The sequence below is a fragment of the Paraburkholderia sp. XV genome (assembly GCF_020177535.1).
Lineage (GTDB): Bacteria > Pseudomonadota > Gammaproteobacteria > Burkholderiales > Burkholderiaceae > Paraburkholderia > Paraburkholderia caribensis.
Genome location: NZ_JAGUUD010000019.1, coordinates 19,017 through 43,728 on the forward strand (window position 1 = coordinate 19,017; position 24,712 = coordinate 43,728).

17 protein-coding genes and 2 pseudogenes are annotated in these 24,712 nt (G+C 57.9%); 17 read left to right on the forward strand and 2 right to left on the reverse strand.

Annotated elements, in window-relative coordinates; translation table 11 throughout:
- Window positions 1-118: 118 nt before the first annotated feature.
- On the forward strand, window positions 119-2,593 hold the full coding sequence (locus tag KFO72_RS12640; protein WP_225032254.1) for a TonB-dependent siderophore receptor: 2,475 nt from the start codon (window positions 119-121) through the stop codon (window positions 2,591-2,593).
- Window positions 2,594-3,155: 562 nt separating this feature from the next.
- On the opposite strand, the gene KFO72_RS12650 is transcribed toward KFO72_RS12640, so the two are convergent.
- Window positions 3,156-3,359, reverse strand: a complete 204-nt coding sequence (locus KFO72_RS12650; protein ID WP_146174416.1) for a hypothetical protein — start codon at window positions 3,357-3,359, stop codon at window positions 3,156-3,158.
- A gap of 652 nt (window positions 3,360-4,011) precedes the next feature.
- Here KFO72_RS12650 and KFO72_RS12655 point away from each other — a divergent pair.
- The 13 genes and pseudogenes from KFO72_RS12655 to KFO72_RS12715 all read left to right on the forward strand — a co-directional run.
- Complete coding sequence (locus KFO72_RS12655; protein ID WP_225032255.1) at window positions 4,012-4,263, forward strand: hypothetical protein; 252 nt, start codon at window positions 4,012-4,014, stop codon at window positions 4,261-4,263.
- 56 nt (window positions 4,264-4,319) lie between these two features.
- A complete protein-coding gene (locus KFO72_RS12660; RefSeq protein WP_225032256.1) occupies window positions 4,320-5,096 on the forward strand; it encodes an energy transducer TonB in 777 nt (258 codons plus the stop codon).
- Window positions 5,097-5,118: 22 nt separating this feature from the next.
- Window positions 5,119-5,859, forward strand: coding sequence for a MotA/TolQ/ExbB proton channel family protein (locus KFO72_RS12665; RefSeq protein ID WP_054931456.1), 741 nt, complete (start codon window positions 5,119-5,121; stop codon window positions 5,857-5,859).
- Window positions 5,860-5,872: 13 nt separating this feature from the next.
- Complete coding sequence (locus tag KFO72_RS12670) at window positions 5,873-6,295, forward strand: ExbD/TolR family protein (RefSeq protein WP_054931403.1); 423 nt, start codon at window positions 5,873-5,875, stop codon at window positions 6,293-6,295.
- On the forward strand, window positions 6,292-8,097 hold the full coding sequence (locus KFO72_RS42295; RefSeq protein WP_225032257.1) for an ABC transporter ATP-binding protein/permease: 1,806 nt from the start codon (window positions 6,292-6,294) through the stop codon (window positions 8,095-8,097). Before KFO72_RS12670 ends, KFO72_RS42295 begins: the two co-directional genes overlap by 4 nt.
- Before the next feature lie 69 nt (window positions 8,098-8,166).
- A complete protein-coding gene (gene trxA, locus KFO72_RS12680) occupies window positions 8,167-9,393 on the forward strand; it encodes a thioredoxin (RefSeq protein ID WP_225032258.1) in 1,227 nt (408 codons plus the stop codon).
- A 480-nt stretch (window positions 9,394-9,873) separates the two neighbouring features.
- A complete protein-coding gene (locus KFO72_RS12685; protein ID WP_225032259.1) occupies window positions 9,874-11,271 on the forward strand; it encodes a TldD/PmbA family protein in 1,398 nt (465 codons plus the stop codon).
- A gap of 157 nt (window positions 11,272-11,428) precedes the next feature.
- The gene (gene tldD / locus KFO72_RS12690) at window positions 11,429-12,910 is read left to right on the forward strand and encodes a metalloprotease TldD (protein ID WP_060609605.1); all 1,482 of its coding nucleotides are present in this window, start codon (window positions 11,429-11,431) and stop codon (window positions 12,908-12,910) included.
- 243 nt (window positions 12,911-13,153) lie between these two features.
- Window positions 13,154-13,573 (forward strand): Fis family transcriptional regulator, encoded by a 420-nt coding sequence (locus tag KFO72_RS12695; RefSeq protein ID WP_225032260.1) that lies wholly within the window; start codon window positions 13,154-13,156, stop codon window positions 13,571-13,573.
- 325 nt (window positions 13,574-13,898) lie between these two features.
- Window positions 13,899-15,062 (forward strand): annotated as a pseudogene (locus KFO72_RS12700) (cysteine desulfurase family protein); the annotation flags it as partial.
- A gap of 189 nt (window positions 15,063-15,251) precedes the next feature.
- Window positions 15,252-17,939 carry an aminopeptidase N gene (gene pepN / locus KFO72_RS12705; RefSeq protein ID WP_225032261.1) on the forward strand — a complete coding sequence of 896 codons (2,688 nt, stop codon included), beginning with the start codon at window positions 15,252-15,254 and terminating at the stop codon, window positions 17,937-17,939.
- Window positions 17,940-18,192: 253 nt separating this feature from the next.
- Window positions 18,193-19,386, forward strand: coding sequence for an AAA family ATPase (locus KFO72_RS12710; protein ID WP_060609616.1), 1,194 nt, complete (start codon window positions 18,193-18,195; stop codon window positions 19,384-19,386).
- A 28-nt stretch (window positions 19,387-19,414) separates the two neighbouring features.
- A pseudogene (locus tag KFO72_RS12715) lies at window positions 19,415-19,555 on the forward strand (porin); the annotation flags it as partial.
- 281 nt (window positions 19,556-19,836) lie between these two features.
- Here KFO72_RS12715 and KFO72_RS12720 read toward each other — a convergent pair.
- Window positions 19,837-20,748: a LysR family transcriptional regulator gene (locus KFO72_RS12720; RefSeq protein ID WP_042270472.1), complete on the reverse strand. Its 912-nt coding sequence runs from the start codon at window positions 20,746-20,748 to the stop codon at window positions 19,837-19,839.
- A gap of 154 nt (window positions 20,749-20,902) precedes the next feature.
- Between KFO72_RS12720 and KFO72_RS12725 the strand changes: the two genes are divergently transcribed.
- The 3 genes from KFO72_RS12725 to KFO72_RS12735 all read left to right on the forward strand — a co-directional run bounded on the left by KFO72_RS12725 (window position 20,903) and on the right by KFO72_RS12735 (window position 24,710).
- On the forward strand, window positions 20,903-21,772 hold the full coding sequence (locus tag KFO72_RS12725) for an NAD(P)-dependent oxidoreductase (RefSeq protein ID WP_225032262.1): 870 nt from the start codon (window positions 20,903-20,905) through the stop codon (window positions 21,770-21,772).
- Window positions 21,773-21,799: 27 nt separating this feature from the next.
- Entirely contained in the window at window positions 21,800-23,308 is a 1,509-nt protein-coding gene (locus KFO72_RS12730) for an aldehyde dehydrogenase family protein (protein WP_225032263.1), read from the forward strand.
- Window positions 23,309-23,384: 76 nt separating this feature from the next.
- Window positions 23,385-24,710 carry a DUF3100 domain-containing protein gene (locus KFO72_RS12735; protein WP_224101322.1) on the forward strand — a complete coding sequence of 442 codons (1,326 nt, stop codon included), beginning with the start codon at window positions 23,385-23,387 and terminating at the stop codon, window positions 24,708-24,710.
- Window positions 24,711-24,712: the final 2 nt, after the last annotated feature.

Sequence of the window (24,712 nt, forward strand, 5' to 3'; positions counted from 1 at the left end):
TTGGGGTAGCGAGAATTGTGGGAACGCCTCAGGGATGAGGAACCGGGTCAGCGACAGTCGTGTTGTAAATAGGATAACTAATCAATAAGGGAAGTCCCTCACATTGGGGAAGGAAATCGTGAAGAACAAGCTTGGCGTGCGCAGTATTAAAAGTAATGTCTCAGGCATCGCCATCGCGATGGCCGTTGCCCAGGTCTTCTTCAGTGCTGTTGCGTGCGCGCAGACTGGCGTAGAGCACACCTACCACATCGCGAGCGGTCCGCTGGACCGGACGTTGGTAGAAATTGCACAGTCCTCAAAGGTCCGACTGAGCTATGACGCTTCCCTCGTCCAATCGCTCAAATCGGCTCCGGTGGACGGTACGTATACCCCGGAAGAAGCTATTCGTCACGCGCTTTCCGGCACGGGGCTCAAGCTTGAAAGTACGCCGACCGGAACCCTCACCATCACCAAAGAAAATGCAGCGGCGAGTGCGAACGTTGGCGGAACGGTAACTGCCGCGACAGCCGCTGCGCCGGCGTCAGGTGCGTCGGCACCAGCAGCGGCAGTCGCAGCTAGCGTCGATACGACGTTGCCGCTCATCAGCGTAGCCGCGCAGCGCGACTCGGGCGGCACTGGCTTTGTAACGGAGTCGTCCAGTACATTCACGCGTACGGATACCCCGCTCAGTCAGACGCCCACTTCCGTTTCGTCGGTGAACGCCGCGGTAATTTCGAGTCAAAACGCACAGACGCTGACCGATGTTCTCAAAAATGTGGCCGGCGTCACTACCTATCCGAGCGGGCTCGGACTGCCGAGTTACGCGGTGCGCGGCTTTCAGAATGCTGCAGTGCTGACCGATGGCATGCCTACTTCACAGGCGGGTGGCCTGGGTTCAGCAGCAAACCTCACCCCGACCATTGCTATTTCGAGCGTGGAAGTCCTGAAAGGGCCCGCGGCAATCCTGGCTGGCGATGCACCGGCCGGAGGCGTGATTAACATCACGAAGAAGGCGCCCCAAGCCGATCCGTTTCACGAAGTACAATTTAGCTATGGCAAGTACGGCAATCTCACGGGTTCGTTCGACAGCACCGGCGCCATCACTCCAGACAAAAAGCTGATGTACCGCTTTGTCCTATCGGACCAGGGTGGTGGTCAAAATTCGATGGGTTATGATGGTCCTACCAACTTCTATTTTGCGCCGACGCTCGAGTGGAAAGATAGCACCACCGATATTACCGTCGGATATGACCGCACTGTGTCATATAACCCGATGCCGCAGTACGCGATAGGTAAGAGTTCTGGCGGGATACTCAGTACCCGAATTGACCATCCACTGGGAAACCCCAGTGACGGCTTCTCGATGCGTCAGGATGACTTCTTCTACAAGTTCGAGCAAAAACTTGGCTCGCACTTCACATTTGTGAGCAAGGCGAACTATACGGAAACGCAGGAGCTACAACGTGGTTGGCAGTCGGTGACGGCGCTATCAGCGACGAACGGCGCACCTTTTATGTCTTTCGATACAACGTCAGAGACGTACAACTGGACGTTCGAAAATTATCTCCGTGCGAAATATGATTTCGGTGCGGTGAAAACGACGACCTTATTTGGCTGGGACTACACGACCGGGCATTTCAACGAGTTTGAATGGAACGACGGCGGGAAAATCGTTTCTGTGCAAAATATCTTCAATCCGCCGACGTTTCCGCAACTTACCAGCAACGGAAGCGGCCTGAGTTATGCGATTCGTGAAATGCAAAGCCAGTCCGGGTTTTTCCTTCAGGAACAAGCCAACTGGCAACGCCTGCACGTGCTGGGCTCCATCCGGAACAATCAATATTGGCAAGGCGGCGTAAATGAGACCATCACCTCCGCTGGTGTACTGACGGACAGTCCAAAAGGGGAACACCAAAGCGCGTGGACGCCTAACCTCGGACTGCTTTACCAGTTGACCGAGGATGTATCCGCGTACGCGAACTATCAGGCGGGCTTCCAGCCTTCGGCTGCGACGACCTTCGGGGGAGGGACGCTGCCGCCGCAGAGAAGCAAACAGGAGGAAGTTGGTCTAAAGGGAAACTTCCTGGATGACAAGCTGTCCGTCACGGTTGCAGCCTATCGAATTTCCTACACGAACCAGAATATCTCGGACCCCATCCATCGGGGGTTCTATATTGCTGCCGGCGGCGCGGTCAGTCGCGGCTTCGAACTGGAAGTGCAAGGCCAGATTCTCCCTGGGCTGAATCTTATCGGCCAATATACGTACGACGATTACGTAAGGCCGTATAGCCCGACGCTCGCTGTCAATCTGCCGAAACATTCTGCGAATCTCTGGACGACCTACAACTTCCAGACTGCGGCACTTCAGGGCCTCGGAGTCGGTCTCGGCTTTACCTTCGCAAGTTCACAGGAAGTGGGTACGAACAGCAAATACCCTATAGGAAGTCAACTCGAGACTGACGCCTCAATCTTCTATCGTCACAAAAATTTCGGTCTGAACCTTGCTGTCAAGAATCTGTTCAATCGCAACCTGTACTACAGCAGCACTACGTCTACCTTCATTCCAATGGGGACAACGCGCACTGTTCTGCTGACCAGCACATTCGACTTCTGATGTGGTCATCGCCACGCTTACGTTCATGAATCAAGCGTGAGCCCGTTGGCTGCCGGCTGAAGCGGCGATGTCGAAGCTCTAGTCCGTATGCCAGAGGGTTTCTCGCTCCTTGTCCGAACACACGACAAGGAGCGATTTTTTTGCGTGTACGGTGTCTGGTCTAATTGAACCTTCAAGACGTCGACTATCCATCGACCGCAGTTGTATGCGAGTCTCTCTGCCTGAAGACGCGAGTGCTGCTTCCGAAACTAGGGAACGTTTTTCACGTTTAGGAGAGCCGCCGCCGTCATCTTTGGTGCTACGTATGGAAATCCTGTAAATATGCGTAGAGTGTGTTAAGCCTACCGCTCACCTGCATTCGCACGGCGCAGAGCTAATTGCTGGGGCCATTCAGTGATGGAGAGACCCTTCCTGAGCCTCAAAATGGAGCGCGTGTGGCAGCGTCAGTACTCCAACCACGATGAGGCCCGGCGCGATATCAACCAGTACATAGTCGCTTTCTACAAGCGAGTGCGCCTTCACCCCACACTGGGCTGCAGTTCTGCTTCGTGTATAGCGTCGCTCAGGTACGGTGAAGAGCGTCTGCGATATTTTCGCGGCTGCGTTGTTCTGAGGCGCTAGTCGAAAAAACTGGCGTACGGATATTCCTATACTGAGAGCCGAAGTCACGCGCAAGGTTGATGCCGTTATCAAGCGCGGTCGCCAGTTTAGCCGTCACATGGCACGCGTCTTTGTCTGCGACGGCGGCAACCAGGTGCTTGAGCATACGAGGTCTCGCATCGCTTGCTGCTGACGTTATTGTCAGGCGGAAGCTAGCGTCACGCAGTGTCTGTACTGCTGTGCGAACCACCTACGATGCATCGCGCCCCGCATGACGGTCTATCCGCATTCACACGTATGTCCCCACCGTTCGACAGTTGCGTAATCAGGCTCCTTGTTGCACGGTCGACCTCAAGCGCGGCGTCTCCGGGTTTGTTGATTGATTATTCTGGATATGAGGCAGTCCGGTCTTGCTATGACCAGACGAGTTGGCAGAGTGTGCTTTCAGCGTGAAGGAAATGGCCATGGAAGTCGGATTCATTTAGGCGGTAGCGTCCGGGACTCCACCTCCGGAGGCTGGGCGCTCGGCGGCGGCTATCGAATGAATGCGAAGACTGGCACGGGCGAAGCATTTCCGTGCGCAGGCTTGCGCTTCATGAATCGAACTTCTTCCGCAATGCAACCCTCAACGCGAGCTCAAGTTTTCTGATGCCGTGCGCGGGTCTGGCGAAAGGCAGTCCGTAATTGGATGCGCAGGCACCCCGTGCAGGTGCCCGCGCAAATATTAGCGTTCCAGCGGTGTCACTTTTCTCTGCTCGTTGCACAACGTTAACAAGGGAGCCGGAAACCGTCGGCTCATCGCGAAAGGAGACGCTGGAATGGACGACACACACGCCATGGTAAACCCTCGCTTGATGGCCGTGAGGAATGGTATGCCCGTTCACGCCGACCGTATTAGAAACAGATTCCAACAATCGTGTGCGGAGAGAATTGTTTCAAAAAAACATTCCAGAACGGATGGATACACTGAACAACAGTTCCTGCGCGGGTTCGTCGGAAAATTGATTGCTCTAGTGTTGATTCAGCGATCACGAGCTTCAAAAATCTTCGACCTGTTCCCCGCCGTTTAGGCGTACGAGCCTCAGTGTATTGGGGAAATAGCCGACCATCTTGCCGGGCAGTGCGTATGACAACTGAATCAATCAATCTGCAGTCTTGGCCGAACGACAAGGACTCCACACGAGAGCCGCGCGCGAACGTGCGGTCCCGGAAGATACGCAGCAGTTTGGTCACTGCGGCCGTCGTGGTGGCTCACGGGATTGGACTGTATTTCGCAATTCACCATACCTCCGTGATTCTCACTTCTGAGGGGAAGCCGGCGGGCACCGTGCAGGTGACGCTAGTCGCCGCCCCGACACCGCAACCTGTCAAGCCACCGGAACAGAAGCCGCAACCAAAGCCGGTGGTCAAGCCTGTGGTGGTGAAGCCTAAGAAGGCGTCGGTCCTTTCTTCAACGGCTCCTAGCCCCCGTACTGTTGACGCGGCTCCGCACAACATGCCGAAGGTCGAAAAAAATGCGCCGCCGGTGCAACAACAAGCGGAACCCGCGACGCCTGCTGCACCAGTCGCTCCGACGGTTACCGCTCCGGGCCCAAACCTCCTGGACAAGCCGAAGGAGATTAACGAAGGGGAACTCAAGCAATTGGGTTGTCAGATCCCGGCCCCGGAGTACCCCTCAAAGGCAAAACGTCTTCAACAGGAAGGAACAGTCGTCATCAAACTGACGATTGGCACCGATGGGCAAGTGACGGCAGCCCGCGTTGCACGAAGCAGTGGTTTTGATTCACTGGACGCCGCCGCCCTCGCGTCGATTCGGGCCGGACGTTGCCGGCCCTACACGACCGCAGGAGTCGCGCAAGCAGTTCAGGCGACGCAGCCTGTTGCGTTTAATTTGAATGACTGAACTTGAAAAATCGGAGTGGCAAATGGAACAGTACGGTATCGCAAACGTATGGCAGACGGGTGACATCGTCACGCGATTCATCTTCGTCGCGTTGCTCGCAATGTCCGTCGCGTCGTGGGCAGTGCTTCTGACGAAGGCCATCGGCAATCGCCGTCTCGAGGCGATTGGCAAGCGTGTGCAAACCAGGTTCTGGGCGACGCAAAACCTGAATGAAGGTCTGGACGCGCTTGGAACGTCTGCCGACAACCCCTACCGGGCGCTCGTCGTCGCCGGTCGCGAAGCAAACGAACAGCAGGGAGCGAGTCACTCGGTGATGCAAGGGAGCCTGGGTTCTGGAGAGTGGGTCGCGCGCGGCTTGCGAAACGCATTCGATGAGGAGGCCGCGCGTCTGCAAAACGGTCTTGCAGTCCTGGGGTCAATCGGCAGTACGGCACCGTTCGTCGGGCTGTTTGGTACCGTGTGGGGCATTTACCACGCACTAATGGCAATTGGTCTCTCTGGCGAGGCAAGTCTCGACCACGTCGCAGGCCCGGTCGGCGAATCGCTGGTTATGACCGCGTTCGGCCTTTTCGTTGCCATTCCGGCCGTCCTTGGATTCAACTATGTGAATCGCGGCAACACCCGTGTTCGCCAACGCTTGCACCGCTTCATGCACGAACTGCACGTTTATTTCGTCACGGGCGCGAAGGCGCGTAACGAAATGCAGCGTGCACTGTCGGGCACGAGTGCCGCCAAAGCGCAGAACGTCAACGTCGCAGCGTAAGTCGGGGTTAGCCATGTCAATCCTGCTCGATAGCGGCAATGATGAAGGGGTCATGAACGATATCAACATGACGCCGCTGATTGACGTCATGCTGGTGCTGCTCATCATTTTTATCGTCACGCTTCCGGTCATCAACAAAGCGGTGAAGGTTCAGCTTCCGACCGCGGCAGCGCAGCCTGCGGAGTCGAAGGCTCATGACATCGACATTTCGATTACGGCAGACAAGTCGGTCCTGTGGGACAAAGAACCAGTTGATGACGATGCGTTGAAGCAGCGTATCGCATCGGCGGCAAAGCAGCCTGACCCGCCCGCGGTTAACGTCGATGCCGATGAGAACGTGCCGTACGGCAGGGTCGCCACTGTGATGGCCGCACTCCAGGGCGGGGGCCTCAACAAGCTCAATTTCGTTATGCAACCTCCGAAGGTGGAGAAGTGAGCGCCAATCGCGCGTTCCCGAAAGACCGCGCCGAGGATAAGGAGGCTCGCCGGCGTTTTCCATCCGTTTGGCTCCTCATTCTTCCGTACTGGAAAACAAAGCAGGGTCTACAGTCACTCGCGATGTTGGCGTGCGTTCTCGTCGGCGGTTGGGTGGGGACGTATGCATCTCTTTGGCTAAATCGCTGGACCGGGACCTTCTACGACGCTATCGGCGCGCAAAAGTTTGTTTTGCTGCCCGCACTTTTGACATCCTTCATCGTCGTGGCCGTGTTGAACGCTGCCCAGATGATGCTCGCTGTAGCACTCCAGTCGGTTGTCGAATTTCGGTGGCGCAAGTGGCTCACGAACTGGATAACGGAAAAGTGGCTTGAGCGGCGATTTTATTATCGTATCGAGCGCGATGGTGCGCTCGAAAACATAGACCAGCGTGTGGCCGATGATGTAAGACTTTTCGTGCACGACTCGCTGCTTCTGACTATGGGCGTTCTCGACGTCCCTGTCAGGATAATCACGTTCGCGATTGTGCTCTGGAATATTGGTGGCGGGATGAAGGTGACCCTCGGAGGTTCGACCTATACGGTTGCTGGTTATCTCGTCTTTGCTGCTGTGGTCTATCAAGTGACCATTTTTCTCTTCACCCATCTCCTGGGGCGACGCGCAATTACGTTGAATGCAAAACAGAATCGTCTGGAGGGTGATTTCCGGGTGAGGATGGTCCGTGTGCGCGAATTTGCTGAACAGATTGCATTTCTTCGTGGCGAACAAACGGAGCGCCAGAATCTTTCGAATTCACTCAACAAGGTTATCTCCAACCTGTTTTCGACCCTCTGGATTACGACGAGAGTCGCTTTCTTCACCAATACGGTCGGGCACCTTGGCTCTATTGTTCCCACGCTATTGGTGCTTCCCCGCTTGATGGGCGGGAACCTCACCCTCGGCGGTTTGATGCAGTCCAACAGTGCGTTCGGCTCGTTGACAGGCGCGCTATCATTCTTTCCGCAGGTTTACCTCGGTTTCGCTTCGTGGCGCGCTGAGGCAAACCGGCTTCGCGAGTTCCTGGCAGTGGAAGTTGTCACGGAGAACGTAGGGTTCGTTGTGGAGCGTGGCGAGAGCCACATTGTTAGGGGGTGCGGCCTTCTGCTGACAAACGCTGACGGACTGGAACTGGCGCGTGTTCCCGACTTCACAGTTTCACCAGGTTCGCGTTGCATTGTTCGTGGCCGCTCCGGTTCCGGGAAGAGCACGCTGCTTCGGGCATTGGCAGGTCTCTGGCCTCATGGTCAAGGGACGATTACGATTCCGTCGAGTGGCATGTTCTTTGTGCCGCAGCGCAGCTATATGCCGTCGGGTACTTTGAAGGCAGTCGTTACGTATCCCGAAGACGAAAGCGCCTTCCGGGACGAAGAGTGCGTCGAGGTTCTTCGTGCCTGCGGCCTTTCCGCGTACGTAGATTCGCTGAATGTCGTCGACAGATGGGACGGACGGTTCTCGGGGGGAGAGCAGCAACGTATTGCGTTTGCGCGAGTATTGTTGGCTAAACCGAATGTTCTGTTTCTTGATGAATGCACGTCGGCGCTGGATTCGCAGAGCGAAAGGGAGCTATATACGCTCCTTCTATCCAGTTTGCCAGACGCAACAATTCTTAGTGTAGCCCATCGGCGGGAACTCGCCGAGCTGCACGAGATGGCCATCGACTTCAGCAGCGGTTCCACTTCGGAACCCAGTGAGCCGGACCAGAACGGGAAGGCTCCGCATCTCCCATTTGAAGACAGGCGAGGTCTCGAAAAAATGCCTTGCTAGGGCGCGGAGTAAGCAACGCGAATACGTTTTCGACAAATATTGCTAACACCTAACAGACAAAGGAATTCAATGAGCATCCTGAAGAGTGTCACGGAAGTCAGCTTTGAAGAAGACATTATTTCTAACAAGCTTCCTGTTCTTCTCGACTTTTGGGCCGAGTGGTGCGGTCCATGTAAATCCCTCATGCCAACTCTCGAGAAAGTCAGTCGCGAGTATGCAGGCAAAGTGGATTTTATGAAGGTTAACGTGGATGAGAACGCTTCGGTGCAAAACAAATTCTCGGTGCGAGGAATTCCGACATTGATTCTTTTCAAGGAAGGTCGCGAAGTCGCGCGTTCTGTCGGCCCAAAGTCGGCGACACAGCTCGCTCGTTTCGTCGACGCCCAGCTTGGCATCGAAAGCAATATCTCCGCGCAAACTCCCACAACATTCAGTGCCTTTGGCGGTAATGTCTCGTTCAAGGAGGCAGTTTTGGCCAACCTGCGGGCGCATATATCCGCAAAGGCGGAGAAGCCCCAGGAGGCCATGTGGGACGACCCGCTTATCGGTCCGCTACGAGTTGCCGTGGGCGAGGCAGACATGGAAAAGTGCGTAACAAAACTCGGAATTCCTGACGAGGTCGCGGTGACTGCGGAAATGCTTTCTACATATCGCGGCACGCACCTTGAAGCGGCGGGGTTTGTTGCAAAGTGGCTCGATAGTGTGCCCGTTGGCGCCAATCTGCAGCCTGTTTCGAGCAGCCTCGTGGTACGCGTGCTCAAAGAGAAGACGCTTGAAGATTACATTGCCGGAGACCCGGCGCTCCAGTCTCTTCGCGACCGCCTTGTTTACCTGCATCTTGCGAACGTCCAAGGGAAAGCGCCGACTGAAGCGGAGTGGAGGGCGGCGAGGGAAGCATGTGACGAGCAAGGCTCCGCAACTTCAAGATGGCGTCGACGTGCTATCGGAACTGTGCTTTCGTCCATCGCGTGCAGGCCCGACTCTGACTCGCACGCAGTGGCCAACTTCGTTTTCCGCGTGGCGTCCCTGCGACGTAATGAGCTGCAACATCTGAATAGTTGGAGCGCGGAGGACGAATCCACCATGGCCACTCTCGCAAACCAGATTGGAGCAGCAGCGAAGCAAGCGGGCGAGAAGCCGCCGTACGGAGAACAGATGTTAGAACGCATCGCAGAGATCGAGCCGCAGATCATCTCCCGCTTTCGTTCGTTCTATTTTGCTGGCGAGGAAGCCACGCGTACGTATGGCAAGCTGGTTGGCGAGATGATGGTCGAGCTCACGAGCGAGAGCCGGTAAGCAAAACGGATTGCTTTCTATTTTAGTCACGGGGGCTACAGAGGCGGCCTCTGACAAGACGCAGGGAAATCAATTCCCTCGGGGCCGAAGTCTGGTGCGTGTTCGGCTTTTCGAAGATGCACTGGTGGTACGTTAATTTTGGATTCCTATAAGCCGTGTCATAACCGTGAAAATCGACGACGGCTTTTCCACAAGTAAATCGTTTTCGATATCCGTGTCGCTTGGAATTGCACTCTGTTTTTAGTCGCGTATGTTGAAATGAATTTCTGGAATCGCGGGATTTGATGCGATTTTTGGCAAAAGAACTGCAATCAACATTGCTGAATTCGTCGGAATAGAGCCCATCCTTTGGTTCGTCGACCCGCCACGAGCCGTGACTAGTTGTAAGGTTGACTCGCATGAAGAGTTGGTCACTCTAATCTACCGGGTGAGAAAGAATGTGCAGCCGGAATAAATTCGCGCACCCATCTGGAAGCAAAGTTGATTGACTCAGTTGAAGGTAAGAAACGGAGTAATGAGATGCAGACAAGCGCAGTCGAGACGACCGCACCGGACGCCGAGGTAGGAGACATCGCCGCCCAGGCGCTCGAACTGACCAAGGCAAATGGCGCGGAAGATGCGAAAGTAGAAATCTCCCGGACTGAGAGTCGTTCCGTTACGGTGCGCAACGGCGTGCCCGCAGAGCGAAAGTTTCAGCTGGTTTCGGAGGTGACGATTACGGTTTTCCGCGACGGTCGAAGAGCCTCCACGGCGACGTCGGACCTTTCGCGTAGTGGACTGGACGCTGCCATAGTTGCTGCGTTGAGCATCGCGGCTGTCACTGCGCGCGACGAGGCGGCTGGACCTGCTGACGAAAAGCACCTGGCTTCGGATATCCATGACCTCGACCTGTGTCATCCAGCGGATGTCGCACTGGATGACATGGTGGAGTCGGCACGCAGAGCGGAAGCGGCAGCCTATGCGGTCGACAAGGCGATTGCTGCAACCAACGGAGCTAGTGTCCATGTGGCTTACGGAGTCTCGCTACTTGCAACGTCGCGAGGCTTTATGGGAAGCACACCGTGGTCGATGAACGCGATTTCAGCGACTGCAGTAGCAGCAGGGGAGCGTGAGCGGCAGATTGGTTTTTGGAGCGATGCCGCTAGAGTCTACGAAAGCCTGGCGAGCCCGGATGAAATCGGCAAGACGGCCGCTTCGAGAGCGCTTGGCGCACTGAATTCACGTTCGGTTCCGACGCAAACATGCCCAGTGCTTTTCGAGCCGATGGCCGCAATGGGTCTTTTGCGAGAGTTTGTCGCAGCGGCTTCGGGCGATGCGTTGTATCGGACAGGCTCTTTCTTGAAGGACCGTGCAGGCACCTCTCTCTTCCCTGAAGATATTTCCGTAATCGAGGACCCCTTCGTGAAGCGCGGGATGTCCAGTCGATGTTTCGACGGCGATGGCATTTCCGTCTCTCGGCGTGCTGTCATCGACAGAGGCGTGCTCCGGGGCTACTTTTTGGGACTTTACGCTGCGAGGCGTCTCAAGATGGAGCCGACCGGCAGCGGCTATGGGCCGCATAACCTCGAGGTTCGGAGCGAGCGCTCGAGTACAGCGGACGACCTGCGTTCGATGCTCTCAAAGCTTGGCCGTGGCCTATTTGTTACCGATTTAGTCGGTGGCGGCGTGAACCGACTGAACGGCGATCTCTCGCGTGCTGCAAGGGGATTCTGGGTTGAGGGCGGGGAGATTCAGTTTGCCGTCTCCGGGGTGACTCTCGCGTCGAACCTCTTCGACATGTTCAGAGGGTTGCGCGCGATTGGTGGCGATAGGCTAGCGCGTGGGGGAATCACCACGGGCTCGTGGCTCATTGACGAAATGAAGGTTGGCGGGCTCTGACGAATTCGTGGATAGCCGGTGTTCGGCTAATGGGTTTCCGTGGGGGCGCAGCGCTCCATTTGCGTGCCAAGGAACCGAGGCTACCCACCGGTTCAGCTAGATACGTTATAGGCGCACTTCGCGTCGCTCAGACACCAATCAACAGAAGCCAGATTGTATGAATGACATTTTGAAATTTCAGAACCCGTTGCCTACGTTGGCTGAAATACGCAATGCTGCGCGGGAGTGCTTGCTTGAGCGCAATGGCGTCGACGAGGTCCAGGTCGACTCTGCCTTATCGCTCGCTATGGGAACCGGCGGGGACTTTGCGGACCTCTTTTTGAGCGACTCGGTCAGGGAAGCATGGTCCATGGAAGGCGGCGCCGTTCGAGGTGGTTCTTATCGCCGCGACTCTGGGTTTGGTCTTCGAGTCATGAAAGGCGAAGAGACGACGTTCGCGTGTTCGCAACGAATAGACGCGTCTGCGCTTACACGTGTTGCATCCCAGTTGCGCACGAGCGGAGAGCGCGCCGCGACAACTACAGCCACCGCGAGCAATGACGGTGCGCAAGGCCGCTTCTCGTTGTATATGGGCTTGGCGCCGCTTGCATCAGTCGATGCCTTGGACAAAATCGCGCTCCTTCAAAAAGTCGACCAGCTGGCGAGAAATCACGATGCCCGGGTTGTCGAAGTTGGCGCTTCGCTTCAAGCGGTATATGAGAGCGTTTGGGTGACCCGCCACGACGGCATGAGTGCGGGTGATGTGCGGCCATTGCTAAACCTTTCGGTGAGCGTGCGAGTAAAATCGGGCTCGCGTATGGAGCATGCTCGCAGCGGAATGGGTGGCCGATATTCGTTTAGCGAATGGTCGGATGATGTTGTCGCATCCTTCGTCAAAAATCTCGTAGATGCAGCAATCATCAAGCTCGATGCGCGCCCCGCGCCCGCTGGCCCGATGAGTGTTGTGGTTGGTCCTGGCTGGAACGGCGTTCTTCTGCATGAGGCAGTGGGGCACGGTCTTGAGGCAGACGGTATTCGGCGCGGAACATCTGTGTTCGCTGGTCGAGTTGGTCAAACTGTCGCGCAGCGAGGCGTAACCATTGTCGATGACGGCTCTATGTTGGGTCGCCGCGGCTCACTGAATGTGGATGATGAAGGTCATCGGACCGGGCGCACCGTTCTCATTGAAGATGGCGTGTTGAGGGGATTCATGCAGGACTCGCTGAGCGCCCGGCTAATGGGGGTGCCGCAAACTGGTAATGGTCGCAGGGAGGACTATACCTGCCTCCCAATGCCGCGAATGACCAACACCTTTATGCTCAACGGCAACCACGAACCGGAAGAAATCATCGCATCTGTGGCGAACGGCATTTATGTTGCCGGGCTGGAGGGTGGGCAGGTGGACATAACGAGTGGCCAGTTCGTGTTCGAGGCGTCCGAAGCATTCCTCATTGAAAACGGGAAGATAACTGCGCCCATCAAGGGCGCGACTATCACCGGAAACGGGCCTGAGACGATTAAGAAGATTAGCCTCGTCGGTAACGACCTCGAGCTTGATTCCGGTAAAGCGGTGTGTGGTAAAGCCGGCCAGAGCGTACCCGTGGGAGTTGGACAGCCGACCCTGCGCGTAGACGACATGACGGTCGGCGGCACAGCGTAAAGGGGTTTCGCTCCGCACCAGTGACTAGGCGCCGCTCCGTCCATCGCTGCCCTGTTGGAGGTTCTCAGGGCAGCCGACCATCGAAACCCGGGAGCGGAATGACAGACTAAACGGCAATTGAACGAGTTTGTAACGTGGATACTCTCTCTACCGAGCAGCTCCGTGCGTCCCCCGCGAAGCCCTTTGCCGGTCATAGCCCGGTGCGGAAACTGACGGCACGTCGAGTTACGGAGTGTTGAAAAGATGAGGAACTGGTCCGCCCGCCTGAGGCAGGCTAGCGTCAGCCAAAAGTCGATGAAGACGGAGTTGTTGCCACTGCCACAGCGTATTCGCGATGTCCTATCGCTGGAGTATCACTTGCAATTGGAGGCTATGCGAGCCGGTGCCGGTTCACTCATGGCTCTTCGGACGCTTCTTCGGGTTGCGATGGCTACGACGATGCTCCGTGAATTTGGGTACGGGAATGCAGCAGGTCGAACAGTTGCGGACTATGAAAGCGAGGCAACTGACGCCTTTGCCATCGGACATGAAGGTAGCTATGCCTTCAGCGTTGCAACGGTAAAGAAATTTGCCACGCTACTTACCGAGCACGACGCCCAACTGGAAGTGGCACCGGTTCGTATCATCGACCAGATTGCCAGGCGCCTCGAGGGGCCGAACTGAAGCAGTCGTTGATTAGCGCGAAAGTGGGGAAACAATGGAGGTCGATTAGCTTCGATTTGACGGGGAAGGGATGTGTTTCTACTGATGAGACTGCCGTTCGTTCGTCTGGCATTCGGGAGTCTCCGTTCTGTTGGCTTTGCCATCGTTAAGGGCTCTGAATCCTCGAAATTGTTTCCAGCGACGCGGCATCGCGAAAAGACAATTCCGCCATTCGCTGTCGTGTCGGAAAACCATCCCGTTTATACCCAATAGTCGGCTTTATTTTGGAAGCACTTTCTTGTTGGACGCGCGTAGCATCGCTTTATCCTGGTTGGACGGAAATATCATGAGCGAAGGTAGCAACTTGCGTTATTTTGACTACGCGGCGACTACGCCGGTGGATGAGCGAGTAAGCGAGGCGATGTTCGGATGCATGGGTATCGGCGGCATCTTTGGCAATCCCGCGTCCAGTTCTCACGCGGCCGGGCTCAGCGCAAGGGAAAGGGTCGAGCGTGCTCGCGCGCAAGTGGCAGACCTTATCAAGGCCAGGCCCGACGAAATCGTCTGGACCTCAGGTGCGACGGAATCGAACAACCTCGCGCTCAAGGGGTACGCCGAGAACGCACATGGCCATTGTCACCTCGTGACCAGCCAGATTGAACACAAAGCAATTCTGGATACGATGGCGAGCCTCGAGAAGCGCGGCCATCCGGTGACGTACGTTCGGCCGGATGGAAGCGGTGAAATTGCACCGGAAGCTGTCAAGGCGGCATTGCGCTCCGATACCGGAATCGTTTCGCTAATGTTGGTGAACAATGAAATCGGCACGCTAACTAACATCCCCGAAATGTCTCGTATCGTGCACGCCGCAGGCGCCATTCTTCACGTCGATGCGGCGCAGGCGCTGGGAAAGACGCCCATCGACGTCAAGACCATGGGCATCGACCTGATGTCGATTTCAGCGCACAAGCTTTACGGTCCCAAGGGTATCGGCGCTCTATATGTCAGCGAAAATGTCGCGAAGAGGATTGCGGCTCAGATGCACGGCGGTGGACATGAGCGCGGGCTGCGTTCCGGCACTCTTCCGACACACCAGATTGTCGGGATGGGTGTTGCTTGCGAACTGGCCGCGGCCGAAATGATGGTCGACAACGACCGCATTTCGCGCCTCCATCGACGGTTCATGGACGCTGTTGCGGACCTCGGAGTTGTTGTTCAGAACGCAGCCCACGCGAGGCGCATTCCGCACACGTTGAGCCTGACTCTCGACCTGCCGGGTTTCTTTCCTTTCATGCTTTCGGACGAACTGGCGATTTCTTCGACGTCTGCGTGTAGTTCCGCTGCGGGCGCGCCGTCGCACGTCTTGACGGCAATTGGACTGGATGATGATGCGGCCAGCCGGACAGTACGACTAAGCCTTGGCCGATATACGACGCAGGAGGATGTTGACCACGCGATTGCATGTGTAAGGGCGGTTGTCAGGCAGTGTCGCGAGTCGGTTGCAGCGGGGCTTTGAAAGTGAAGTAAGGCAGGTAGCTTTGGCCTTGGCGGCCTTAAGAGCGGAAGCTTTTGTTTGTCACCGGGCCGTCAGCGGCGGACTATCCGTCTCGTCTCCCGAACTGACCTGTCGCACAGTTAGACCACCAGTCGGTAATCCGCGTTCATCGCGAGGCCGCTTTCACGAACAACGAACAAGCCCATGCCTTCTAACGAAACGCCGCCGATCGTGCGTCGCACGGACTATACCCCGCCCTCGTTCCTGATTGATTCGGTCAGCCTCGAATTCGATCTGGCGCCAGAGCAAACCACAGTGCGCAACACCATGCGTGTTCGACGTAACCCGGAAGCCGTGCGCGAGAGCAGTCTTGAGCTTGTTGGCGAAAAGTTGACATTCATATCCGCAGTTGCTGATGGTGCGCCAGCGGACGTGGTGGTCGGGGAAGGTAGTCTTACGGTCAAAGACGTTCCTGATTCGGTCGAACTGACGCTCACAGGTGTGTGTGCACCGTCTGCAAACACAACGATGATGGGGCTCTATGTTTCTCGCGGCAACTTCTTCACGCAGTGCGAAGCGGAGGGGTTTCGTCGCATCACCTGGTTCCTGGACCGTCCGGACGTCATGTCCACTTATACGGTCACGCTACGCGCTGATAAGGTAGCCTACCCCGTCCTTCTGTCGAACGGCAATCTGGTTGACCAGGGCGAATTGGCGGATGGTCGCCATTACGCGAAATGGGAAGACCCGTTTCGCAAACCTGCCTATCTGTTTGCGCTTGTCGCCGGAAAACTCGAAGCACTCGAAGAGCGCGTCAGGACCAGTTCTGGCGCAGAGAAGCTGTTGCAAGTGTGGGTCGAGCCGAACGACCTGGACAAGACCCGTCACGCGATGGATTCGCTCATTCAGTCCATCCGCTGGGACGAGACGCGCTTTGGCCTCGAGCTGGACGTGGACCGCTTCATGATTGTCGCCGTGAGCGACTTCAACATGGGCGCAATGGAGAACAAGGGTCTCAATATCTTCAATACGAAGTTCATTCTCGCGAATGCTGAGACGGCTTCGGACGTGGACTATGCGAACATCCAGGCCATCGTGGGTCACGAATACTTCCACAACTGGACCGGAAACCGCGTGACATGCCGCGACTGGTTCCAACTGAGCTTAAAAGAGGGGCTCACCGTTTTCCGGGACCAGGAATTCACAGCAGCGATGATGGGCGGGGACGAGAACGCGGCCGCTCGCGCTATCAAACGCATCGAGGACGTCCGCGTATTGCGCCAGATGCAATTCGGCGAGGATAGTGGTCCGATGGCGCATCCTATTCGTCCGGAAAGCTATGCGGAAATCAGCAACTTCTATACCGCGACGGTGTATCGCAAGGGCGCCGAAGTTGTGCGGATGTATCAGACGCTCCTCGGACGCGATGGTTTCCGCAAGGGCATGGACCTGTATTTCCAGCGTCATGACGGTTCTGCCGCTACGTGCGACGATTTTCGTGCCGCAATGGCCGACGCCAACGGTCGCGATTTTTCGCAGTTCGAGCGCTGGTACAGCCAGGCCGGCACGCCGCGCGTGACGGTAACGACTCGGTATGATGCGGCAGCTCAGCGCTACAGCGTGACGTTAACGCAGAGCTATGGCCACGCGTCGGTGACAGCCCGGCCGACCCGGATGGGGCCGCTGCACATTCCGTTCGCGATTGGGCTTCTCGGCCCGCTCGGTGTGGATATGCGTCTTCGCCTTGAGGGCGAGAGTGCTGCTCGAGAGACAACACGCGTACTTGAGCTGACGGAGACGCAGCAGACCTTCACATTTGTCGACGTGACGGCAAAGCCGTTGCCGTCGCTGCTTCGCAATTTCTCAGCGCCGGTTATCGTGGAGTACGACTACAGCGTCGACGAGCTCGCCGTTCTGCTTGCCCACGACAGTGATCCATTTAACCGCTGGGAAGCAGGTCAGTGCCTGGCAACCCGCGAGCTTCTTTCTCTCGCGGCGCGCGCCGCTGCAAGCCGACACCTGGAAGCGAATGACGCGCTTATCAGCTCGTATCGCCGTGTTCTGATCGATGCCACGCTCTCGCCGGGCTTCCGTGAGCTCATGCTCGTGCTGCCCACTGAAACGTATCTGGCCGAACTGATGACGGATGCGGACCCGGCGGCCGTGCATGCTGCCCGACAGTTTCTGAGGAAGCAACTGGCGACTGCGCTTAAGGAAGAGTGGCTTGCGACGTACGAGGACAATCTGACGCCGGGCGCATATGAGCCGACGCCGAATGCCTCCGGGCGGCGTGGCTTGAAGAATCTTTCCCTCAGCTACCTCGCAGAGCTCGACGACCCAGCTGATGCCGTGCGTCTGGCTAGCGCCCAATATCGAGGCGCGAACAACATGACGGACCGTTCGGCAGCCCTCGTGGCGCTGCTGAATGCATCGGCTAGTGCAGGCCTCGATTTCGGGGAACATGCGCTTGACGACTTCTATGGTCGGTTTGAGGGCGACCCACTGGTCGTCGACAAGTGGTTTGCATTCCAGGCAATGCAGCGTGGCACGTCGCAGCGTCCAACTGTCGAGATTGTGCGCGCTCTAATGAGCCATCCGGCGTTCAACATCAGGAACCCCAATCGTGTCCGTGCGCTCATCTTCAGCTTCTGCGGTGCTAATCCCGTACAGTTCCATGCTGCCGACGGCTCTGGCTATGCCTTCTGGGCAGAACAGGTTGTGACACTTGATGCGTTGAACCCGCAGGTTGCGGCACGACTGGCGCGCATGCTCGAGAAATGGCGTGCATACATGCCTTCGCTGCGCGAGCCGATGCGCAAGGCGCTTACCGCGGTCGCTGAGCAAGTCAAGTCGCGCGACGTTGTAGAAATCATCCATAAGGCGCTCGCCTGATGTTTTCCAGGAGTTCGGCAGCGGTACGTTTGCCATCTCCGATTGCCAACGCTAGATGAAGGAGCGGACCATCACGACAACAGCGGATGCAGCTGAAGCGCGACAGGTTGACGGTCGGGATGACAATGTTGCTGCGCACTTGCGCCGCCGTCGCCCCGTGTTCCTGGCGGTGCCGATGCAAACCACGTGCAAGGACATTGCTCAAGGCAGAGAGGCTCCACAGACGGTAACATTCACAACGCGCTAACGTCATATGTTGAACACACTTGCAATCAACAACTATCGTTCGATAAGAGAGTTGGTCATCCCGTTGACGAGACTCAACCTCATCACTGGCCCGAACGGCAGCGGAAAGTCGAACATATATCGAGCGCTACGTCTTCTGGCCAGCACGGCGCAGGACGGCATCATTGCTCCGCTTGCGCGCGAGGGCGGTCTGAACTCTGTGGTATGGGCCGGCCCCGAAGACCGTTCTGGCCGCATGCGCCGGGGGGAAATACCGGTGCAGCATCGAGCAAAAGGGACCCCGGCATCGCGTCTCAAGCTCGGCTTTGCCGGTGAGGAGTTCGGTTACGCGGTCAGTATGGGATTGGTCACACCCGCTGGAAACGAAGACCGTGATACGCCTTCATCTTTCGCACTTGACCCGGAGTTCAAGCGGGAGTCCATCTGGGCGGGCCCGGTCTTGCGGCCAGCAAGCCTTCTTGTCGACCGAGACGGTAGCGTGGTTCGCCGCAGACTCGACCAAGGTTGGGATGTCTTGACGCACCAACTGCCTCGGTATGAAAGCCTGTTTTCTGAAGTCGGAAGAGACAAGCTCAGTCCGGAGGTTTTTTCGGTTCGCGAGGCCATACGCGGATGGAGATTCTATGACCACTTTCGCGTGGACGCCGACTCTCTTGCGCGGCAGCAGCAAATTGGCACTCGAACGCTTGTCCTCGACCACGATGGACGCGACCTCGCCGCAGCATGGCAGACGATTCGTGAAATTGGAGACCGTGAGGCACTCGACGAAGCCGTGAATGATGCTTTTCCGGGCGCGTGGGTCGAAATCGAGTCTCAGCCTGGCGGCTTTTTCTATTTACGGTTTCATCAGGAGGGGCTTTTGCGGCCCCTCGGGGCAGCTGAGCTTTCCGATGGAACGTTGCGATATCTGCTGTTGTGTGCAGCGTTGCTTACGCCGCGTCCCCCAGAACTTATGGTTCTCAACGAACCAGAGGCGAGCCTTCATCCGGACCTCACCATGGCGCTGGGACGATTGATTCGACGGGCGGCTCGGAACTCGCAGCTGTGGGTAGTCTCGCACTCGACGCGCCTTGCCGCAGCTCTTGAGGAGGACGAGGACTGCAACCCGATTATCTTGGAGAAAGTGTTCTCTGAAACCACAATTCCTGGTCAGCACTTGCTCGACCGGCCTGCGTGGTCTTGGGCGGACGGCAAGAAATAGCAAGCGACCGTCCGGTGGAAGCCGCTGAGGACTTTGTGGTACCGAGGACCTCGGTGGTGGCCTGAAAGCAATATTTGTTGTGGAGAACGGCTTCAGCGTGACGAACGGCCTCCTGGGACAGGGTGGGGACATGTTCGGCCGCCAAGCATACGTTGGATTTTCCAAGGCTACGGGATATCTGCTGAGGCGACCATTTCCAGTCCAGCAGCGTGAGGACGATGCGCCATGTAACCCCTTGCGGATCGAGCCAGGCGGGGCGTCTGCCAGCCAACGTTGCGCCGCGCTTACCGCCGGTGCTGGTGCCGGGGCCGGCACTGAAGCGTAGCGCCCCTGCAGATGCTGGCTGACAATCGTTAGTCGCTCTTCAGGCTGGAGTTGTTGACAGTGCTTTTTCACGGCAACACCTCATATCAATCAGGGTATTGCACTTCAAACGTGAGAACTTGTTGTCTAACGAAATGCGCGCATCTGCGAATGCATCAGCTGGAGTAGTCGGTTCGAGGCGACGGACAGCTTTCGGCCGACGCGTGTCACGAGCTGCGCCTCCGCGTTGATAAGCAACGGATGATCAATCGGAATCGCGAAGAGTTCCCCCGCGTCCAGTTCAGTCGAGACGGAAAACGCCGGCAAACACGCAATGCCCAGCCCCGATTTGACGAACTGCTTGAGGATGGATATCGAGTTGGTCGTGACGATCGGATCCAGGCGTATCTTTTCGGCAAACTCCACGGCCTCGAGCATCTGCCTGGTACCGAAGGAGGGATGCGCTGCCGCCAGCGGAAAAGACGCCAGCTCTCGCACAGTCATAGCCTTTTCACGTTGCGCACGAGGAAAGCCGGGGCCAACGATCGCCATCAGTGGTTGCATGCGCGATGCGCGCGCGACGATCTTGGGCTCGGGCGGCGGGTTATAGACTAGCCCGATATCACCCTCGTCCTCGGTGATCTTGCGCATGACCTCGTTCGTTCCGGCGAGGTCGAGATTGACCTTGATGCCCGGATACTGTTTGCAAAACTGCTGCATCGGGCCCCCCAGCATGTCGGACACAAAACCCTCGCCGAGCACGACGTTGACATGCCCCGTGCGCAAGCCGCGCAGTTCCTGCAAGCGGCTGATGAGGTCTTCCTTGTGCGCCATCTGCTCGCGGTAGTACTCGATCACGTACTGCCCGGCCTCCGTCGGTTTCACCCCGCGCGCATGCCGCTCGACCAGCGCGGCATCGAGTTCACGCTCCAGTAACCCGATCTGTCTGCTCACCGCCGACGGCGCGACGTTCAGCCAGTCGGCCGCCGCGCGAATGCTGCCGAATCGTACGGCTTCGTAGAAATAGACAATCCTGCTCTCCGTCAGACCCTCTGCCATGAGAAATCACCGTTCGAATTATTAGAACGCTTTGCAAATTGGCGTTTATTGATTATAGGTTTTCGAAAGTCCAGTATGGAACCTAGGCAGTCGAAAAACGTGGAGCGGCAGCCACGATATGAACTGCGAAATCAAGAGACCTGGAGCTAGAAACATGAAGACGGTTGGTGTAATCGGTCTGGGCAATATGGGGCGCGGGATGGCGCTCTCGCTCAAGCGCGGCGGTTTCAACGTGCTCGGCTTCGACGCCGCGCCCGGCGTTGCCGACAAGTTGCAGGAAGACGGCGTTCAGGCGCGTGCTTCCATCTCTGATATCACCCGTGATGCCGACGTGCTGATTCTGTCCCTGCCGACATCCGATATCGTCGAGCAGGTCGTGCTCGGTGAAGGCGGCGTCGCCGCGAGCGCGAAGCCGGGCCTGATTGTTGTGGACACGACTACCGCGGAGCCGGGCAGCACGCGCAAGGTGGCAGCGGTGCTTGCTGAACGCAAGGTGGGGTTCGTCGACGGTCCCGTCAGCGGCGGACCTAAAGGTGCCGCGACGGCCACAATGACGATGGTTCTGGGCGGCTCCGACGCAGACGTCGCAGCCGTCGAGCCGATCCTCGCCGTGATGAGCGCGAAACGCGTCCACGTCGGCCCGGTCGGCGCGGGTCACGTGACCAAGATCATCAACAACATGTTGACGGGCGTTCACCTTCTGGCCGCGAGCGAAGCCGTGCGCGCCGCCGAAGCGAACGGCGTCGACCCGCAAAAGCTGGTGGAGGCGCTCAACGGCGGCTCGGGCAAGAACAGTGCAACGCTGACGAACTATCCGACATGGATCTTCAACGGCAAGTTCGACTCCGGATTCACGATGAAGCTGATGAGAAAGGACGTGCGCCTTGCGATGGCGCTACTCGATAGCGCGGACGCTACCGCGCCGATCGCGAAGGAAGCGGGCCGCTTGTGGGCGGCGAGCGCGGACAGCATCGGCGATGCGGAAGACTTCAACCGCATCGTCCAGTTCATCGACAAACAGTAATCGCCAGATATCCGGAGCCATTTCCAGATGAGCAATAACGCAGAAGACCTTCTCGTAGCGTTTCAGCATTTCTTCCCGCAAGCAAAGACCATCGGTTCGTATGTCGGTGGCGAGCTGGTGGAAGGCGCGGGTGAAACGATTCAACTCTTCGATGCCGCGACAGGCGAGAAGAGCATCGCCTACAAAGATGGCGGCGCGGCCGTGGTCGAACAGGCTGCCGCGGCAGCCGTGCGCGCGCAGAAACAGTGGTGGGCGCTAACGCATGCGGCGCGCGGTCGCGTGATGTTCGAGATCGCCCGCCAGGTGCGCGCGGAAGCGGAAGCCCTCGCGCGGCTCGAGTCACTCGGTTCGGGCAAGCCGATCCGCGATTGCCGCGGCGAAGTCGCGAAAGTCGCCGAGATGTTCGAGTACTACGGCGGCTGGGCCGACAAGTTCTACGGCGAAGTGATTCCCGTGCCGACCTCGCATCTGAACTACACGCGCCGCGAGCCGGCTGGCACCGTGCTGCAGATCACGCCGTGGAATGCGCCCGTGTTCACGTGCGGCTGGCAGGTCGCACCCGCCATTTCGATGGGTAACGCGGTGCTGCTCAAGCCGTCCGAACTCACGCCGACCAGCTCTATCGTCATCGGCCTGCTGTGCGAGCGCGCGGGTGCGCCGAAGGGCCTCGTGAACGTGCTCGCAGGTCTCGGACAGACGGTCGCGCAGTCGGCTATCGCGCACAAGGCGATCAAGAAAGTGGTGTTCGTCGGCTCGCCGGCGACGGGCGCACGGATCGCCGAGGCGGCCGCGAAGCGTGTGCTGCCGTGCGTGCTCGAACTGGGCGGCAAGTCGGCCAACATCATCTTCGGCGACGCGGACCTGAAGCGCGCGGCACTGACCGCGCAGGCAGCCATCTTCGCCGGTGCTGGTCAAAGCTGCGTGGCGGGTTCGCGTCTGCTGGTGCAACGTAGCGTCTACGACGAATTCGTCGCGATGGTCGCCACGGGCGCCAGGAAAATCAAGGTGGGCCAGCCGCTCGACGACAGCACCGAGGTGGGCCCGATCAATAACCACAGGCAGTACGAGCATGTCATGTCGATGATCGACAAGGGCGTGGCGGCAGGCGCAACGCTCGCATCGGGTTCGCAGGAGCGCTCGAACGCGGGCTACTTTGTTTCGCCGACGGTGCTGTCGAACGTCACCAACGATATGGCCGTTGCCCGTGAAGAAATCTTCGGGCCGGTGGTGGCAGCGATTCCGTTCGACACGGAAGACGAAGCCATCGCGATTGCCAACGATACCGAGTTCGGCCTGGCCGGCGCAGTGTGGACCACCGACGTCGCGCGCTCGCATCGCGTGGCGGCGCAAGTCAATGCCGGCACTTTCTGGGTGAATGGCTACAAGACCATCAACGTGGCGTCGCCGTTTGGCGGCTTCGGTTTGAGTGGTTACGGTCGTTCGAGCGGCGTCGAAGCGCTCTACGAATACACGCAGACGAAGAGCGTCTGGGTCGAAACCGCGAAGGAACCGCCCACGGCCTTCGGCTACCTTTAATCGGCAAGGTATCCTCCCCGTTCTTTCGGGGAGGATCGTCACTCTGGGGAGACCTGACCAAATGAATAGCATAGCAATGCACTCATCCGACGGCCAAGGCATGCGCACGGCCAAGCTACTTGTCTTCGCTGCGGGCGTGATTCTGCTTGCCGAGCTGATCGGATCTTTCACGTTCAAGATCGGCCCGGGCAAGGTGGTCCTCTTGCCGATGATCTGGGCGCTTCTGCTCGGTGCCGCAATCGGCGTGGCCAGTGCGCGATCGAACAGTGCCGCGCGCCTCGACGTGAAAACGCAGTTTTACGCCGCGGCCATCCTGCAGCCTGCGTTGCTGCTGTTCATTGCGAAACTGGGGTTGATGATTGGGAGCGCGCTACCCAAGCTGGCGTCTGCGGGTTGGGCGCTCGCCTTCCAGGAGCTGGGGCATTTTGTCGGCACGATCCTGCTTGGGTTGCCGCTCGCACTTCTGCTCGGTATCAAGCGCGAAGCCATCGGCGCCACCTTCTCGGTCGGCCGTGAGCCTAGTCTCGCCATCATCGGCGAGAAGTACGGGATGGACTCGGCCGAAGGGCGTGGCGTGCTGGCGGAATACCTCACTGGAACCATCTTCGGCGCGGTCTTTATCGCCATATTTGCGGGCTTCGTCGCGAGTCTGAATATTTTCGACCCGCTTGCACTCGCGATGGGTTCGGGCGTCGGCTCGGGCAGCATGATGGCAGCGGCATCGGGCGCTATCGCTGCGCAGCAGACGCCTGAGGTCGCCAAATCGGTGCTGACGTTTGCGGCTGCGAGCAATCTGATTACGACGACGGTGGGCACGTACTTCACGTTATTCATTTCGCTGCCGATGGCATTGTTCGGCTACCGCATTCTCGAGCCGCTGATTGGCCGCACGACCAGTGCCTCGAACGCGCCCGAAGCGGCAGAAGCCAGCGGACCGAAACTGGGCGATGTGCAAACGGAAGCGCCGCATCTCAGCTATGGCGGCAAAGTGCTGGCATGGGTCGTCACCGCCGTGTTTGCACTGGTATGCGACTGGATGGCGCACGGTACGACGCCGCTGGCGGGGCTGCCTGGGATGTTGCTCATGCTGCTGGCTGTCGTCGTTGGCGACGCGCTTTCCACGCTGACTGGCCGCAAGATTCCTGCGGTGTGCTGGGTCTCGTTTGCGGCGATGTACGCGACGTCTCCCTGGTGCCCTTGGGGCGCACAGTTGGCTGAGCTGAGCGCGCGGAACGATTTTCTTGGCGTGACCACGCCGATGCTGGCCTTCGCGGGTCTCTCGATTGCAAAAGACTTGCCCGCTTTCCGCCGGTTGGGGTGGCGCATCGTCCTTGTTTCGTTCGTTGCCAATGCAGGCACGTTCCTCGGTGCGACCGTCGTCGCGCAACTGTTCCACATCTAGGC